This is a genomic window from Streptomyces sp. NPDC045967 (assembly GCF_056430495.1).
In genome coordinates this window covers 1-15,645 of the sequence record NZ_JBWKLE010000007.1, presented here as the reverse complement: position 1 = coordinate 15,645, position 15,645 = coordinate 1, and the positions used below count along the sequence as shown (strand labels likewise).

Annotated in this window: 12 protein-coding genes; 6 read left to right on the top strand and 6 right to left on the bottom strand. The window is 75.0% G+C overall.

Annotated features, from left to right (window positions below; translation table 11 throughout):
• Window positions 1-178: 178 nt before the first annotated feature.
• Together AC07FY_RS16380 and AC07FY_RS16375 are read right to left on the bottom strand one after the other, a co-directional pair.
• Window positions 179-1,474 carry an LCP family protein gene (locus tag AC07FY_RS16380; RefSeq protein WP_479006403.1) on the bottom strand — a complete coding sequence of 432 codons (1,296 nt, stop codon included), beginning with the start codon at window positions 1,472-1,474 and terminating at the stop codon, window positions 179-181.
• 183 nt (window positions 1,475-1,657) lie between these two features.
• Window positions 1,658-2,407 (bottom strand): TIGR03089 family protein, encoded by a 750-nt coding sequence (locus tag AC07FY_RS16375; protein WP_479006401.1) that lies wholly within the window; start codon window positions 2,405-2,407, stop codon window positions 1,658-1,660.
• Between the two features lie 140 nt (window positions 2,408-2,547).
• Between AC07FY_RS16375 and AC07FY_RS16370 the strand changes: the two genes are divergently transcribed.
• Complete coding sequence (locus AC07FY_RS16370) at window positions 2,548-3,936, top strand: peptidoglycan recognition protein family protein (RefSeq protein WP_479006398.1); 1,389 nt, start codon at window positions 2,548-2,550, stop codon at window positions 3,934-3,936.
• A 279-nt stretch (window positions 3,937-4,215) separates the two neighbouring features.
• Window positions 4,216-5,232 (top strand): DNA-3-methyladenine glycosylase family protein, encoded by a 1,017-nt coding sequence (locus AC07FY_RS16365; RefSeq protein ID WP_479006395.1) that lies wholly within the window; start codon window positions 4,216-4,218, stop codon window positions 5,230-5,232.
• A 19-nt stretch (window positions 5,233-5,251) separates the two neighbouring features.
• Here AC07FY_RS16365 and AC07FY_RS16360 read toward each other — a convergent pair whose 3' ends face one another.
• The 3 genes from AC07FY_RS16360 to AC07FY_RS16350 are packed head-to-tail and all read right to left on the bottom strand — an operon-like array spanning window position 5,252 to window position 8,089.
• Complete coding sequence (locus AC07FY_RS16360; RefSeq protein WP_479006392.1) at window positions 5,252-6,571, bottom strand: coenzyme F420-0:L-glutamate ligase; 1,320 nt, start codon at window positions 6,569-6,571, stop codon at window positions 5,252-5,254.
• Complete coding sequence (gene cofD, locus AC07FY_RS16355; RefSeq protein WP_479006389.1) at window positions 6,568-7,527, bottom strand: 2-phospho-L-lactate transferase; 960 nt, start codon at window positions 7,525-7,527, stop codon at window positions 6,568-6,570. Before cofD ends, AC07FY_RS16360 begins: the two co-directional genes overlap by 4 nt.
• A 46-nt stretch (window positions 7,528-7,573) precedes the next feature.
• Window positions 7,574-8,089, bottom strand: a complete 516-nt coding sequence (locus tag AC07FY_RS16350) for a cysteine dioxygenase (RefSeq protein ID WP_479006386.1) — start codon at window positions 8,087-8,089, stop codon at window positions 7,574-7,576.
• Between the two features lie 626 nt (window positions 8,090-8,715).
• On the opposite strand from AC07FY_RS16350, the gene AC07FY_RS16345 reads away from it, so the two are divergent.
• From AC07FY_RS16345 to AC07FY_RS16335, 3 genes are all read left to right on the top strand, one after another.
• Window positions 8,716-8,979 (top strand): WhiB family transcriptional regulator, encoded by a 264-nt coding sequence (locus tag AC07FY_RS16345; protein ID WP_003983763.1) that lies wholly within the window; start codon window positions 8,716-8,718, stop codon window positions 8,977-8,979.
• Between the two features lie 256 nt (window positions 8,980-9,235).
• Window positions 9,236-12,862, top strand: a complete 3,627-nt coding sequence (locus AC07FY_RS16340) for a glycosyltransferase family 2 protein (protein WP_479006383.1) — start codon at window positions 9,236-9,238, stop codon at window positions 12,860-12,862.
• The gene (locus AC07FY_RS16335; protein ID WP_479006380.1) at window positions 12,859-14,349 is read left to right on the top strand and encodes a DUF5719 family protein; all 1,491 of its coding nucleotides are present in this window, start codon (window positions 12,859-12,861) and stop codon (window positions 14,347-14,349) included. Before AC07FY_RS16340 ends, AC07FY_RS16335 begins: the two co-directional genes overlap by 4 nt.
• 166 nt (window positions 14,350-14,515) lie before the next feature.
• Here AC07FY_RS16335 and AC07FY_RS16330 read toward each other — a convergent pair whose 3' ends face one another.
• Window positions 14,516-14,995 (bottom strand): metallopeptidase family protein, encoded by a 480-nt coding sequence (locus tag AC07FY_RS16330; protein WP_479006377.1) that lies wholly within the window; start codon window positions 14,993-14,995, stop codon window positions 14,516-14,518.
• 87 nt (window positions 14,996-15,082) lie between these two features.
• On the opposite strand from AC07FY_RS16330, the gene AC07FY_RS16325 reads away from it, so the two are divergent.
• A complete protein-coding gene (locus AC07FY_RS16325) occupies window positions 15,083-15,460 on the top strand; it encodes a DUF3499 domain-containing protein (RefSeq protein WP_479007057.1) in 378 nt (125 codons plus the stop codon).
• Window positions 15,461-15,645 lie beyond the last annotated feature (185 nt).

Sequence of the window (15,645 nt, the reverse complement as noted above, 5' to 3'; positions counted from 1 at the left end):
GGGCGCACGGTCAACGATCCGGCTGCTGGTGCCCGGCCTCTGGTCCGGCGGGGCACCGGATCGCTCACCTTATCCGCCAGCTTCCGCTGCAAACCATGCTGGTGACAAATTCCACTCCCCTTATAACGGGGCGAACCTCACAACCCGTTCGGTTCGGACACCGGCTTTTGGGATTGCTTTACCGGCAATCGGCGACACCCGCCGTGGTGCCGGTGAAGGTGGGCGCCGGGACGGGAGCGGAGCTGGTCGTGGTGCTGGTCGGGGCGCTGGTCCCGCCCTCGGGCCGCGCGCTCCCGTCCCGCGGCTCGGCGGACGGCGTGACCCCGGCCGACGCGTCCCCGTTGGCGGTTCCGTCCGGGTGCCGGGGCCGGGGCCGGGGTGTGGATTCGGGCGTGGACTCGGGCTTCGGCGGGGCGACCGTCACCGGCTGGTCGCTCCGCAGCTGCTGGAACAGCCGGGAGGCATCCGGTTGGACGAGTTCATCCCGGTTCGGATCGGCCCAGTACGGTCTGCGGGGCACGGTCAGGAACTTGACCTGGTCGGTCGGTATGTCCCGTACGCCCCGGACCAGTTCGTACAGGCCGCGCAGCGAGGCCAGCCCCGGGTCCGTGGTCACCGAGGAGGTCGCCGCGTCCAGCAGCGGGTACAACCGGGCCGGGTTCAGCAGCACCCCGTTGCTCTGCACCTTCTTCACGAGCGAGCCGAGGAACTGCTGCTGGCGCTCCATCCGGTCCGTGTCACTGCCGTTGCCCAGGCCGTAGCGGGCGCGCACGTAGCCCAGCGCCTGCTCGCCCTGCAGGGTCTGGCGTCCCGCCGGCAGCCGGAGCTTGGCCTCGGAGTCGTCGACCGCCCGCTTGAGGCACACCTCCACGCCGCCGATGGCGTTGACCATCCGCTTGAAGCCGTTGAAGTCGATCACCATGTGGTGGTCGATCCGGATTCCGGTGAGCCGCTCCACCGTGCGGATCGTGCAGGCGGCCCCGCCCCACTGGAACGCCCAGTTGAACTGCGCGCGCCGTTCGGGGGTGCGGCTCCCGTCGGCCATCAGGCACTCGGGGACGTCCGCCATCAGGTCGCGCGGGATCGACACCGCCGTGGCACTGCGCCGGTCCGCCGGCAGGTGCAGCAGGATCGCGGTGTCGGAGCGCTCGGTGCCCCGGTCCTGCCCGTAGCGGGCATTGCCCTTGCCCGAGCGGGAGTCGGAGCCGATCAGCAGGATGTTCTGGGTGCCGTTGCCGAAGTGCGCCGGGCGCTCGCGCTCGTAGCGCCGCAGCTCCGCCGCCGCCGAGGTGTCCTCGGTGATGTTCCCGTCGAGCTTGTTGTAGAGCCACCAGCCGCCGCCGGAACCGCCCAGGACCAGCAGGGCCGCCCCGAGACCGGTCCAGCGCAGCAGTCGGCGCCGACGGCTGCGCGCGGGCTTCGAGCCGCCCGCGGCCGTCCCGGTTCCGCCTGGTATGCCTGCGCTGTCCGTCACTGGCGTCCGTCCCCTCGCCGTTCCGACAACAGCCGTACGGGGGAGCACGGCCACTGCCGATCCTGCATGCGCGAGGCCCGGACAGCCCGGGGGCGGGGTCGTGTCTAGACCCATGCGGGTGACAAATGACCCTTTCCGCCCGTGTCCGGCTCCCGCCGACGCAGCACGCGCCGGCGGCCGCGCTCAGAGGCGGTGGGTGACCCGCTCGCTCTCGACCCGCTGCTCCAGGGCCTCCGGCGACAGCCGGTCCAGGTTCCGGCACAGCACCACGGACCCGCCCGCCGCCAGCGCGGCGTACAGCCCGGCCGACAGGCCGTCCCAGGTGTCGTAGCCGAGCCCGGACAGCACCCGCGAGCCCGCGCCGAGACCGAGCCGGGCCGCGTCCCGGCGGGCCCGCGCCGTCAGCTCCGCGTGACTGAGCTCCTCGCCGCCGACGGCCAGCCCGGGCCCGTCCGCGTCGACCGGTGCGAACGGCGCGAACCGGTCCCCCTGCCCCGGCACCTCGACCGCGTAGTCGGCGAACCCGGCCGGGGGCTGAGGGAACCGCCCGCCCAGCGGCCGCAGCGCCAGCGCCACCCGCTCCCCGGAACAGGCCAGGGCCGTGTCCAGCGTGTCCGGCCCGCTGACGACGAGGTCCGCGTCGGCCGGATCCCCGCCGACCTCGGCGACGACCCCGACCGAGGCGCAGGCGAGCAGCCACACGGCGCTCTGCCAGTGCGCGGGGAGCATCAGCGCCAGCCGGTCCCCGGGCTCGGCGCCCAGGTCGCCCTGGAGCAGATTGGCGGTCTTGGCCACCCAATTGGCGAAGGTGGCGACGGACAATTCCACGCGCTCGCCCGTCGCGTCGTCGTAGAAGGTGACGAGGGGGCGGCCCGGATCGGCGGCGAGCGCGGATCGCAGCAGGTCGGCAAGGGTGCGGTCAGTGGCGTTCACCCGGCACAGGGTACGCGGGGCGGTCCCCCGTACGGAGGCCCGCCGCTGCGCCGTTCGGGGGAGGGGGCGGCGGGTGCGGGCCGGACGGGCCGTCAGTTCTCGGATGGCGCCGGCAGGTCGGGGTGCCCACCATCCTTGTCATGCGTGGATTCCTTGCTTCCTCGATCGGCGTCGTGACCGCCGCCGTACTGGCCCTGCCCATCGCGTTCCCCACCTCGGCCCTGGCGGAGTCCGCCCCCGCAGCCCCCGCCGGGTCCACCCAATCGCTGCCGCTCGTCCCCCTCGGGCCCGTCTCGACCCGGACGCCCGGCCTCCCCGGCATGAGCGCCTCCCCGGGCGCGCCCGAAGCTCAGGGCCTGAGCGCCCGCGACGTCAAGACGTTCTCGCTGGTCGGTGTGGTCTGGGACGACGTCGGTACCCCGCTGCACGGCAAGGTCCAGGTCCGCACGCGCTCCGCGAAGACCGCGGCCTGGTCCGACTGGCAGGACGTGGAGACCCACAACAGCGAACACGCGGCCGACCCCGACGCGGCGGAACGCGGCTCGGGCCGGGTCCGCGGCGCCACCGCCCCCCTGTGGGTCGGTGAGTCCGACGGCGTGGAGGTCCGCGTCCAGGCGGAGCCCGGCACCTCCGCCGACCAGACCCCCTCCCGGCTCCCCACCGGCATGCGGATCGAACTCGTCGACCCCGGCCCGGAGACCCCCGCCACCGGCACGGACGGCAAGAACGCCGGCCCGGAAGGCGACGACAAGGGCGAGGTGACGGTGCCGGGCATGACGATGGAGATGGCCGAGTCGTCCGCGGCGAACCTCCCGCACGCCGAGCTCGGCGCCGACGAGATCACCGAACTCGACAAGGCCGACTCCACCGCCGACGCGGTCTACGCGAGCGACGGCGAGCTGACCGCGGCGGCCGCCCCGTTCATCGGCCCGCGTCCCCGCATCGTCACCCGCAAGGGATGGGGCGCGGACGAGTCCCTGCGCGAGGCGGGCTTCGGTTACACGAGCACGGTCAAGGCGGCGTTCGTCCACCACAGCGCCTCCGGCAACAACTACGCCTGCAAGGACGCCCCGGCGGTCCTGCGCAGCCTGTACCGCTACCACGTGGTCAGCAACGGCTGGCGCGACCTCGGCTACAACTTCGCCGTCGACAAGTGCGGCACGGTCTACGAGGGGCGCGCGGGCGGGGTCTCCAAGGCGGTGCTCGGCGCGCACACCATGGGGTTCAACTCGAACAGCATGGGCGTCGCGGTGCTCGGCACGTTCACCTCCTCGAACCCGCCGGCGGCGGCGGTCGACGCGGTCGCCCGCCTCACGGCCTGGAAGCTCGGCCTGTTCGGCCGCGACCCGCGCGCGAAGACGACCCTGACCTCGGGCGGCGGCAACCGCTACCCCAAGGGCAGAAACGTTTCGATGAACGTCATCGCGGGCCACCGCGACGGCTTCGCCACCGCCTGCCCGGGCGCCAAGCTGTACGGCAAGCTCCCCACGACCCGCACCTCCTCGGCGAAACTGCAGGGCCGCCTGTAACCTCCGGCGGTCGGCGCACCCCGTTCCGCCCCCTCACACGCCGACGGCGGCCCGATCCAGCCCCGCCGACCGGCAAATTCCAGCCCCGCCGGCGTTTGAGGCGCGGGGTCCGGGGCGGAGCCCCGATCGGTAAGCCGCAGCACCCGACGGCCCTCCCAGCCCCGCCGGCGCTTGAGGCGCGGGGCCGGGGGCCGAGCCCCGGCCCCGGACCCGGGCCGACCGGGACGCCCGGCCCCCGGCAGGGCAACGGCAGGGCGACGGCAGGGCTACGCTCGAGGCATGGCCGCCCGCTTCGACCCCCTGAACCGCACCACCGTCCGCGGCGGCCGCACCGCCCTGCCCCGGCCCCAGGCAGGCCAGGACGCCCGGCCGACCGCGGCCCCGGCCAGGACCCGGCTCTGGACCCCCGCCGCCCCCGTCGACCTCGGCATCACCCTCGGCCCCCTCAGGCGGGGTCCGGCCGACCCCACCTTCCGCACCACCCCCGACGGCTCGGTCTGGCGCGCCAGCCAGACCCCCCAGGGCCCCGCCACCCTCCGCGTCAGCCGCACCGGCGCCGGGACCGGCATCGCCGCCGAGGCGTGGGGCCCGGGCGCCGACTGGCTCCTCGACCGGCTGCCCGCCCTCCTCGGCGCCGACGACGACCCCACCGCCTTCGTCCCCCGCCACCGCCTCGTCCACGCCAGCCACCGCCGCCGCCCCGGCCTGCGCCTCACCCGCACCGGCCTGGTCATGGAGTCCCTGATCCCGGTCATCCTGGAGCAGAAGGTCACCAGCGACGAGGCGTACCGCTCCTGGCGCCGACTCGTCCGCCGGCACGGCCGGCCCGCCCCCGGCCCGCACGGCCTCGACCTGTACGTGATGCCCACCGCCCGCGAGTGGGCGATGATCCCGTCCTGGGACTGGCACAAGGCCGGCGTCGACGCCAAGCGCTCCGACACCATCGTCCGGGCCGCCCGCGTCGCACCCCGCCTGGAAGAGGCCACCGCCCTGCCGCCGGCCCAGGCCGCCGCCCGGCTGGAGGCCGTCCCCGGCATCGGCCCCTGGACCTCCGCCGAGACCCTCCAGCGCAGCAACGGCGACCCCGACGCCGTGACCACCGGCGACCTCCACCTCCCCGGCATCATCGGCTACGCCCTCGCCGGGAACCGCGACGCCGACGACGCCGCCATGCTGGAGCTCCTCGCGCCGTACGCCGGCCAGCGCCACCGCGCGGCCCGCCTCATCCTCCTCGCGGGCCGCACCCCGCCCCGCCGGGTCCCGCGCATGCCGCGCACCGACATCGGCCTGCTCTGACCGCCTGCCCGGCCGGCCCCTATCTGACCTGGACGAACGCCTCCGCGGACCGCGCGGGCCGCTCCCGGGGCGGCTCGGCCGGATGTCCCACGGCCACCGCCCCCATCGGATCCCATCCGGCGGGCAGCCCGAGCACCTCGCGCACCACGTCCCGGCAGAACATCGTCGAGGACACCCACGCCGAGCCCAGCCGCTCCCCGGCCAGCGCGACCAGGAAGTTCTGCACGCCGGCGCCCATCGCGACCACGAACATCTCCCGTTCCGCGCCGTCCCGCCGCGCGTCCCCGTAGTGGTGCGCCCCGTCCGTCACCAGACAGGGCACCACCAGGTACGGGGCGGCCCGCAGCAGGTCCCCCCGCCGCACCCGCTTCGCGATGGACTCCTCCGGCCTGCCGTCGGCCCGCAGGTCCGCGACCCAGGCGTCCCGCATCGCGTCCAGCAGCCCCAGCCGGGCCGCCTCGGACTCCAGCAGCACGAACCGCCAGGGGGTCGTGTGGTGCGGAGCCGGCGCCGTCACGGCCGCTTCGACGGCCCGCCGCACGGCGCCCGGGTCGACCGGCTCGGCCGTGAAGGCCCGCACCGTACGGCGCTGAGCCACCGCCTCCCGTACCGCCTCCGAGGTGCCGAGCCGGAACATGTCCTCGGCCGGAGCGCGCACCAGGTCCCGTGCCGACGAACCCTCGCCCAGTACGTGCGCCAGCCCGTGTACGACGGCCACCGGCAGCCCCGCCGCCTTGCCCTTGACCAGGTCGCCCGCCGCAGCCAGCTCGTCCGCCGTCGCCACCACCGTCGCGCTCAGCGGGTTGCCGTGCGCGTCGGTCCCGCCCCGCAGGTCGTCCAGGACGCGGACCCCGGCCGAGCCGATCGCCACGTCGGTCAGCCCGGTGCGCCACGGCCGCCCGGAGGTGTCCGTCACCACCACGCCCACCTCCACGGAGAGCAGGTCGCGCACCCCGTCACGGATCGCGGCGGCCGAGGCGTCGGGGTCCTCGGGCAGCAGCAGGACGGTGCCGGGCGCGGTGTTGGAGGCGTCCACCCCGGCGGCCGCCATCACCAGCCCCTGCCGGTTCTCGACGATCCGCAGGGCGCCCCGGCGGGCGACCACCCGCACCGTCTCCGCGTCGATGGCGTCCTCGCGGGAGTCCGCCGCCACGACGCGGCCCTCGGCCTTGGAGACGATCTTCGAGGTGACCAGCAGGACGTCCCCGTCCCGCAGATCGGGCGCGGCGACCGCGATCAGCTTCGCCAGGTCGTCACCCGGCCTGACCTCGGGGATCCCGCCGACGGCCCGTACCTCGTACGAGGGAGTCCGTCGGCGGGGGGCGGACGGGCCGCTCACCGGGGGGCCCCGGCCAGTTCCAGTGCGGCCCGGGCCATGGCCGCGGTGGCGGCCGGGTCGGTCATCATCAGCGGCACCGCACGGCAGCGGATCCCGGCGGCCTCGACCTCGGCGACGGCGGCCGCGTCGGCGGTGTCGACCAGCCAGCCGTCGAGGAGCCCGGGGCCGTAGTGCCGGGCGACGGCGGCGGCCGTGGACTCCACGCCCACCGCGGCCAGCACCTTGTCGGCCATGCCGCGCACGGGCGCGCCGCCGACGATGGGGGAGAGGCCGACGACGGGCGCCGGGGCGGCGGCGACGGCGTCCCGGATGCCGGGCACGGCCAGGATCGTCCCGATGGACACCACGGGGTTGGACGGCGGGAAGAGGATGACGTCCGCGGCGGCGACGGCCTCCAGCACGCCGGGCGCGGGCTTGGCCTGCTCGGCGCCGACGGGCACGACCGCCTCCGCGTCCACCGCGGCGCGCAGCCGGACCCAGTACTCCTGGAAGTGGATGACGCGCCGCTCCCCGGTGGCGGCGTCGGTGATCGCGACGTGGGTCTCGACCCGGTCGTCGGACATGGGCAGCAGCCGCACCCCGGGCTGCCAGCGGTCGCAGAGCGCCTCGGTCACGGCGCTCAGCGGATAGCCCGCGGCGAGCATCTGGGTACGGACGATGTGGGTGGCGAAGTCGCGGTCGCCGAGGCCGAACCAGGCCGGTCCGACCCCGTACGCGGCGAGCTCCTCCTTGACGGTGAAGGACTCCTCGGCGCGGCCCCAGCCCTGGTCCTCGTCGATGCCACCGCCGAGGGTGTACATCACCGTGTCCAGATCGGGGCACACCTTGAGCCCGAACAGGTGAATGTCGTCACCGGTGTTGCCGATGACCGTGATGTCCGCGTCGGGCACTGCCGACTTGAGTCCGCGGAGGAACCGGGCGCCGCCGATACCGCCGGCCAGAACAACGATGCGCATGCGCACAGTCTCTCAGCCGCGGGCCGACGCGCCCGGGCGGCCCGGTTCAGGCGGGGACGGACTCCGCCGCGGCCGGGGAGCAGCTGTGCATCGGCATCTGGGTCAGCCCGGGGAAGTAGACGTGCAGGCTGACCGCGCCGTCGAGGGTGTCGTTGACGACCTCGTGCGCGTAGCCGGGGCCGAAGACCCGCTGGGAGCCGGGGCCGAGGGTGAGCCGGCCGCGCGGGCTGCGCTCGGTGAGCTCGCCTTCGAGGACGGTCAGGACGCCGGAGGAGGGGCCGTGCCCGTGCCGGCCGCTGCCCTGGCCGGGGACCCAGCTGAGCAGCCAGACCTCGTAGCCGGGGCCGGTGCGCAGCCGGTGGTACCAGCGGGTGGTGGCGTCGTACCGGACGAGGTGCTCCCAGGAGGCGCGGTCCTCGGCGATGGAGCGGGCCAGCCCGACGAACTCGGCGACGGTGGCCGGGTGCTCGCGGGCGGGCTGCAGGAGGTGCTGGACGGCGAGGATGTCGCCGGCGATCTGGAGGTCGCTCTCGACGGTGGTCGGGGTGGGGGTGCTGTTCATCGTGCGAAGTCCTCGACGGATGTCAGTGGTGCCGGGCGGTTGCGGGGGGTCGGCCGGAGCTCAGCGGAGCCGAAGCTCCGAAGGCATCAACAGCAGCAACAGCGACAGCGAACCTGGGCAGCGCACAGGAACCCACGAATGGGGGTCCGGGTGGTGGCTGCGGGCACTGACATGCGAACCAGGAGAACGGCTCCGGGGTCGGACTGTCAACTCAATGTCTGGTTTGGGGTGAAAGTTTCACCTCATCCGGTTACTGCGTGCGGAGAAAGGTTTGTGCAGTCCGCACCGGGGGATGTGCCGCCTTGCCGAACCCAAACCTCCCGCCGCATCTCGTGATCGGACTGTGATCTCCGCCGCTTCTTCGGTCGAATCGCAACTCCGACGTGAGGTTCGGCGTGAATCGGGGGTAGAGGCGAGGAGCCAGGGTGCCTGTGGCTTGTGTCATGGTTTTTGGCGATTTGAACACTTTCTGCATAGGCTTGGTTCCGCAGAGTGAATAAGGGGCCCAATAGCAGATCTCGGCTTGACTGCTCCGGAGCCACGCACTTGTAATTTCACTCGTGTCGTTACGTAGCGATCAGTGACGGCATCACCACGGGGACGCACAGACAGAGCGAGGGGCGCACATGACCGAGCTGTTTCAGGAACTGCTGGTCGAGGAGGCGGACGAGGAGCTCGGATGGCAGGAGCGCGCTCTGTGCGCCCAGACCGACCCCGAGTCCTTCTTCCCCGAGAAGGGCGGCTCCACCCGAGAGGCCAAGAAGGTCTGCCTGGCCTGCGAAGTCCGCTCCGAATGCCTCGAGTACGCCCTCGCCAACGACGAGCGATTCGGCATCTGGGGCGGCCTGTCGGAGCGTGAACGCCGCCGGCTGAAGAAGGCCGCCGTCTGATACGCCCGATACGCCCGGTCCCGACCCGGGTGTCCACCGCACATCGCACGGCACGACGCACCGCACGGCCCACGGTCCGCCTCCTGCACCTTCCCCGCAGGAGGCGGACCGCTGCTGTGCCAGCCGTTAGGGTGGGGCGCTGTCCAGCAGCCTCCGAGGGCACACCACCCCCGGACCTCCCCCGGACCGCGTCCGGGGGGACCCCACCCCGGTGACCCGGTCCCCGGGACCCCCAGGCCGGAGGGCCAGTAGCGCGATGTCCCTGCACAGCCAGTCGGCGGCCTCCCACCAGGCCCCCGCCACCCCCGAGTTCCCCCGGCACGTCGTCACCGCGGTCCTCGTCGCCCACGACGGCGCCCGCTGGCTGCCCCGCACCCTCGCCGGCCTCCTCGGCCAGGAACGCCCCGCGCAGAACCACCTGGCCGCCGACACCGGCAGCGCCGACGAGTCCGCGCGCCTCCTCACCGAAGCCCTCGGCGACGACCGCGTCCTGCACCTCGCCCGCCGCACCGGCTTCGGCACCGCCGTCGACGAAGCCGCCCGCACCGCCGGCACCCTGACGCCCGAGGACCTCCCGTACCTCAAGCGCCCCAGCGGCTGGGACCCCGTCAGCCGCACCTGGCGCGACGACACCTACGACCTCCCCGAACTCCCGTACGGCGAACCCGTCCAGTGGCTCTGGCTCCTCCACGACGACAGCGCACCCGAGCCCGACGCCCTCACCGAACTGCTCCGCGTCGCCGACGAGAACCCCGACGCCGCCGTCATCGGCCCCAAACTGCGCGGCTGGTACGACAAGAAGCAGCTCCTCGAAGCCGGCGTCACCATCGCCCGCAGCGGCCGCCGCTGGACCGGGCTCGACCGCCGCGAACAGGACCAGGGCCAGCACGACCAGATCCGCCCCGTCCTGTCCGTCTCCACCGCCGGCATGCTGATCCGCCGCGACGTCTACGACGAACTCGGCGGCTTCGACAAGCGGCTGCCGCTCATGCGCGACGACGTCGACCTGTGCTGGCGCGTCCAGAGCGCCGGCCACACCGTCCTCGTCGCCCCCGACGCCGTCCTGCGGCACGCCGAGGCCGCCGCCCGCGAGCGCCGCACCGTCGACTGCGCCGGCCGTACGAGCTCCAGCCCGCACCGCGTCGACAAGGCCGGCGCCGTCTACACGATCCTCGCCAACAGCTCCGGCCGCGCCCTGCCCTACGTCCTGCTGCGCGTCCTGCTCGGCACCGTGCTGCGCACCCTCGCCTACCTCGTCGGCAAGGCCCCCGGCCAGGCCGTCGACGAGGTCACCGGGCTCCTGGCCACCCTGCTCCGCCCGGGCCGGATCCTCGCCGCCCGGCGGGCCCGCCGCCGCCCTGCCGTCCCCGCCGCCGAACTGCGGCCGCTCTTCCCGCCGCCCGGCGCCTCCCTGCGCGCCAACGCCGACCAGCTCGCCGGGTACTTCGGCGACGCCCGGTCCACCGACCCCGCCCCCGCCGGGCGGCACGGCGGCGGCAGCATTCTGACCGCACCCGGCGAGGACGGCGACCACCCGGTGGCCGAGGAGCGGTTCGCGCGCCTCAAGCGGATCTCCCGCAACCCCGCGCCCGTCCTCTTCGGCCTCCTCCTGCTCGTCTCCCTCGCCGCCTGCCGCTCCCTGATCGGCGGCGGCTCCCTGATGGGCGGCGCCCTCCTGCCCGCCCCCGACAGCGGCTCCGGCCTCTGGCACGCCTACACCGAGGGCTGGCAGGCCGTCTCCACCGGCTCCACCGCCGACGCCCCTCCCTACCTCGCCGTCCTCGGCGCCCTCGCCACCCTCCTGCTGGGCTCCGGCCACGCCGCGCTGACCCTGCTGCTCGTCGGCTCCGTCCCACTCGCCGGACTCACCGCGTACTTCGCCTCCCGGCCGCTCGTGGAGTCACGGCTGCTGCGCGCCTGGGCCGCCGTCGCCTACGCGTTCCTGCCCGCCGTCACCGGAGCCCTCGCCGGGGGCCGCCTCGGCACCGCCGTCCTCGCCGTCCTGCTGCCCCTGGCCGCCCGCTCCGCCGTCGCCGCCCTCGGCCTCGCCGACAGCGGCCGGGCCGGCTGGCGCGCCGTGTGGACGTACACCCTGCTGCTGACGCTGGCCACCGCCTTCACCCCCGTCGTCTGGCCGCTCGCCGCCGTCCTCGGAGCCGCCGCGCTGGTCCAGCAGCGTGGGCGGTGGAAGACGTACGCCCCCCGGTACCTCGCCTCCCTCGCCGTCCCGCTCCTCGTGCTCGCCCCCTGGTCGCTCGGCCTGCTCACGCACCCCGGCCGCTTCCTGCGCGAGGCCGGACTGCCCTCCGCGAGCGGCTCCGCCACGGCGCTGGACCTCCTCGGCACCAGCCCCGGCGGCCCCGGCGCCGGCGGCGGAGCGCTGCTCCTCGGCATCGTGCTGGCCGCGCTCGCCGCCCTGCTCCGCACCGATCGGCAGTTCGCCGTCCGCACCGCCTGGGCCGCCGCGCTCGCCGCCCTCCTGCTCGCCGTCGTCCTCAACCGCGGCGGATGGGCCGGACCGGCCACCCTCGTCTACGGCCTCGCCCTGCTGGCGGCCGCCGCGCTCGGCGCCGACGGCGCCAGGGAGCGGGTCGCCGCCCGCAGCTTCGGCTGGCGCCAGCCGCTGGCCGCGCTGATCGCCCTCGCCGCTGCCGCCGGACCGCTGACGGCCGCCGCCGTCTGGCTCGTCGCCGGCGCCGACGGCCCGCTCCAGCGCCGCGACCCCGTACAGGTGCCCGCCTTCGTCGCCGACGCCGGCGGGGACGACAACCAGACCCGCACCCTGGTCCTCGACCTGGACCCTCCCGCCACCGTCTCCTACAGCCTCGTCCGCGGCTCCGGCGCCCGTCTCGGCGACGCCGACATCGCCGCCCGCACCGGCAGCGACCCCCGCCTCGACAAGGTCGTCTCCAACCTGGTCGCCGGCTCCGGAGCGGACCAGTCCGGCCAGCTCGGCTCCTACGCCATCCGCTTCGTCATGTTCCGCCCCGGCGGCCCCGAGGAGATCCGCCGCGTCCTCGACGCCACCCCCGGCCTCGGCCGCCGCCACCAGCAGGACGGCACCGCGCTGTGGGGCGTCGAACCATGGCTGCCGCGCGCCGTCATCGTCTCCGGCAAGCAGGGCGAGGCCCCGATCCCCGTCGCCGCCGGCCCCGTCGAAGCCCACGGCAAGATCCCCGACGGCGAGGCCGGCCGCGTCCTGCGCATCGCCGACCGCGCCGACTCCGGCTGGCGGGCAACCCTCGACGGCAAGCCCCTCACGCCGAAGACCCTCGACGGCTGGGCGCAGGGCTTCGAGCTGCCCGCCGCGGGCGGCCGCCTCGACCTGGTCCACGAGGACTCCCTGCTGCGGACCGGCTGGCACTGGGCCCAGGGACTCCTCGCCCTGGTGCTGCTGGTGATGGCCCTGCCCGGCCGCCGCCGACGCCTGGACGACGACCTCCCCGAGGAGGAGGCAGCCGTCCCCGCGCAGCCCGGCCCGGGCGAGCCCGGCGAGGGCCGCCGCGCCCGCCGGCTGCGCGCCGAAGCCGAACAGCCCCCGCCGCCCGCCCCCGTGGAGGCGGCGGTGGCCGCCGACCCGTACGCGCAGATCCCGGCGCAGCCGGCCTACGGGGAGGAGGGCTACGCCTACCAGACCTACCCCGACCAGAGCGGCTACGCCTACGAACCCCAGCCGCAGCAGCAGCCCTACGCCCAGCCCGGGGAGTACGAGCAGTACCCGTACCCCCAGGCGCCGGAGCAGGCGCCGGAGCATTACCCCTACCCGTACGAGCAGTACGAGCAGTACGGGCCGTACGACCCCCACCCCGGCCGGAGCGGCCACCCCGGCCCCGACGGCCACGCCCAGTACGACCCGCGCCCGGACGGGAGCCCCCAGCAGTGAAGCAGCGCGCACCCCTCACGCTGGCGGCCGCGGCCGCGGCGCTGGCCGTCCTCACCGGCGTCGCCGCCCTCACCGCCCCCGCCACCGGCGGCACGGCGGCCGCGGACGGAACCCGGGCCGCCGCCCGGATGCCGGTGGAACGCTCCCTCCTGGTCTGCCCGGCGCCCAGCTCCTCGGACATCGCGGACACCGCGTACACCGCGTTCACCCCCGGCGCGGCCGCCCCCGCCGAGGGCAAGGGCTCCGCCCGGCTGCTCGGCGCCACCAAGGACGCCAAGCCGGTGCTGGAGCCCAAGGAGATCGGCAAGCCCTCCGGGGCCACCGCCTCCGGCGCCGACGCCCCGGCCCTCACCGGCAGCGCCGACGGGGTCCTCGCCCCCGGGTGGACCGCCCAGCTGACCACCAAGGTCGCCGTGGGCCGCGCCCGGGGCGTCCTCGGCGCCGCCTGCACCGCGCCGGGCACCGACTTCTGGTTCCCGGCCGTGAGCACCGCCAAGGGCCGCGAGGACTACCTCCACCTGACCAACCCCGACGACGCCGCGGCCGTCGTGGACATCAAGCTCTTCGGCCCCGACGGCCTGGCCGAAGCCGACGCGGGCACCGGCGAGAACATCCGGGTCGACCCCCGATCCAGCAAGTCGGTCCTGCTCTCCTCGCTGGTCCCGGGCAGCCAGCTCGCGGATGCCACCGCCCACGTGACGACCCGGGCGGGCCGGGTCGGCGCCTCCGTCCAGGTCGCCGAGGAGGGCGTCGGCGCCGACTGGCTGCCGGCCGCCACCGACCCCGCGGGCTCCCTGGTCCTGCCAGGGATCCCGGCCGACGCGGTCTCCGTACGGCTGGTGGCCTTCGCACCCGGTGAGGAGGACGCGGACCTGAAGATCCGGCTGGCCGCCGCGAACGGCTCCCTCACCCCGGCGGGCAACGAACAGCTGCACGTCAAGGCCGGCATGACCGCGAGCGTCGACCTCAAGGACGTGACCCGCGGCGAGCCCGGCTCGCTGCTGCTCGCCCCGGCGGACCCGGGGAAGGCGGCCCCGGTGGTCGCGGCGGTACGGGTGGTGCGCGGCAGCGGAGCCAAGCAGGAACTGGGCTTCGTCCAGGCCGCCGCACCGGTGGGCGCGCGGGCGACCGTGGCCGACAACCGGCCCGAGGAGAACGCGACCGTCCTGGCGCTGACCGTGCCGGGAGCCGAGGACGCGAAGGTCAGGGTGACCGCCTCGCCGGGCACCGGCGGCGGGGAGGCGGCCTCCCAGGAGGTGACCGTCAAGGCGGGCACCACGCAGACGGTGGCCGTGGCCCCGGCCGGCGGCAAGGGCTCCTACGCCCTCACCGTCGAGACCCTGTCGGGCGGCCCGGTCCACGCGGCGCGCACCCTGAACCTGCCGCACGAGGGCACCGCGATGTTCACCGTCCAGACCCTGTCCGACGACCGCTCCACGGTCGCCGTCCCCAGGGCCGCCGAAGACCTCTCGGTCCTGACCCGCTGATCAGGGCCGCCGGGGTCCGGGTGCTGCCGTCCCGCGGGCGCACCGCACGCCCCCCGGCACGCCGTCCCGGCGGGACCCGTACGCCTCGACGCGGATTCCGCCGGGGCGCGGGGTCCCGCCGGGGCGCCGCACGACCCGGTGCCGGATCCCCGCGCTCCCGCCCCGGTCAGTCCTCCCCGTAGCGCGGGTCCACGGTCTCCGGCGACAGCCCCAGCAGCTCCGCCACCTGCTCCACCACGATCTCGTGCACCAGCAGCGCCTTCTCGTCGCGCGTCTTGGTACGGATCTCCACCGGCCGCCGGAAGACCACGATCCGGGCCGGCCGGCCCTCCCGCGGCTCCGAGACCCCGCCCAGCGGCACCGCCTCGTCGTTCCAGCCGGCGTCCGGTCCGCCCGGCGGTCCCGGTACGTCACCGACCAGGAACTCCACATCGGCCAGCTGCGGCCAGCGCCGCTCCAGCCGCTCCACCGAGTCCCGTACGAGGTCCCCGAACAGCTCCGACCGGCTCGCCGACAGCGGCACCTGCGGCGGCGCCACCGGACCGCGCATCCCGCGCCCGTGCCGGTCCCGCCGACGCGGGCGGGGCTCGGCGGAGTCCTCGAACGGGGGCCGGGCTGGGCGGGGAGGCAGCGGGCTGTCGGTCACCCCCGCAGGGTAGCTCCCGGCACGACACGGGGGAGTGAGCGGCGGGACAGTCGTCGCGGCCCGGTCAAGAGTGCGGTACCGTCCAACATCGTGAGCCTTGTACGTCGTTGTTCGCGCACAGCGTGCGGCCGCCCTGCCGTCGCGACACTGACGTACGTCTACGCCGATTCGACCGCAGTCCTCGGCCCGCTCGCCACCTACGCCGAGCCCCACTGCTACGACCTGTGCGCCGAGCACTCCGAGCGCCTGACCGCCCCGCGCGGCTGGGACGTCGTCCGGCTCTCCGACGGGTCCGCGCCCCCGCGCCCCAGCGGCGACGATCTCGAAGCCCTCGCCAACGCGGTCCGCGAAGCGGCCCGCCCGCCCGAGCGCGCGGCGGAAGCGGGCGGATCCCGGCCGGGGGGCCCGGCCACCGGCGAGACCCGTCGCGGACACCTGCGCGTCCTGAGATCGCCCGATTCCTGACGCTCTGATCACCTGAAGTACGGGCGCCGGTTCAGGGTAGGTTGGCCAGACCGGACAGAACCTTCAGGAGGGCAGGCAGTGGCCGCAGATCTTTCGAACATCGTCAAGGCGTATGACGTGCGTGGTGTCGTGCCGGACGAGTGGGACGAGTCGTTGGCGGAGCTGTTCGGTGCCGCGTTCGTGGA

What these genes read in the sequence shown, in the direction of transcription:
- AC07FY_RS16370 (WP_479006398.1), top strand. Translation starts at nt 2,548, where the DNA reads ATGCGTGGATTCCTTGCTTCCTCGATCGGCGTCGTGACCGCCGCCGTA.
- AC07FY_RS16350 (WP_479006386.1), bottom strand. Translation starts at nt 8,089, where the DNA reads ATGAACAGCACCCCCACCCCGACCACCGTCGAGAGCGACCTCCAGATC.
- AC07FY_RS16340 (WP_479006383.1), top strand. Translation starts at nt 9,236, where the DNA reads ATGTCCCTGCACAGCCAGTCGGCGGCCTCCCACCAGGCCCCCGCCACC.
- AC07FY_RS16365 (WP_479006395.1), top strand. Translation starts at nt 4,216, where the DNA reads ATGGCCGCCCGCTTCGACCCCCTGAACCGCACCACCGTCCGCGGCGGC.
- AC07FY_RS16345 (WP_003983763.1), top strand. Translation starts at nt 8,716, where the DNA reads ATGACCGAGCTGTTTCAGGAACTGCTGGTCGAGGAGGCGGACGAGGAG.
- cofD (WP_479006389.1), bottom strand. Translation starts at nt 7,527, where the DNA reads ATGCGCATCGTTGTTCTGGCCGGCGGTATCGGCGGCGCCCGGTTCCTC.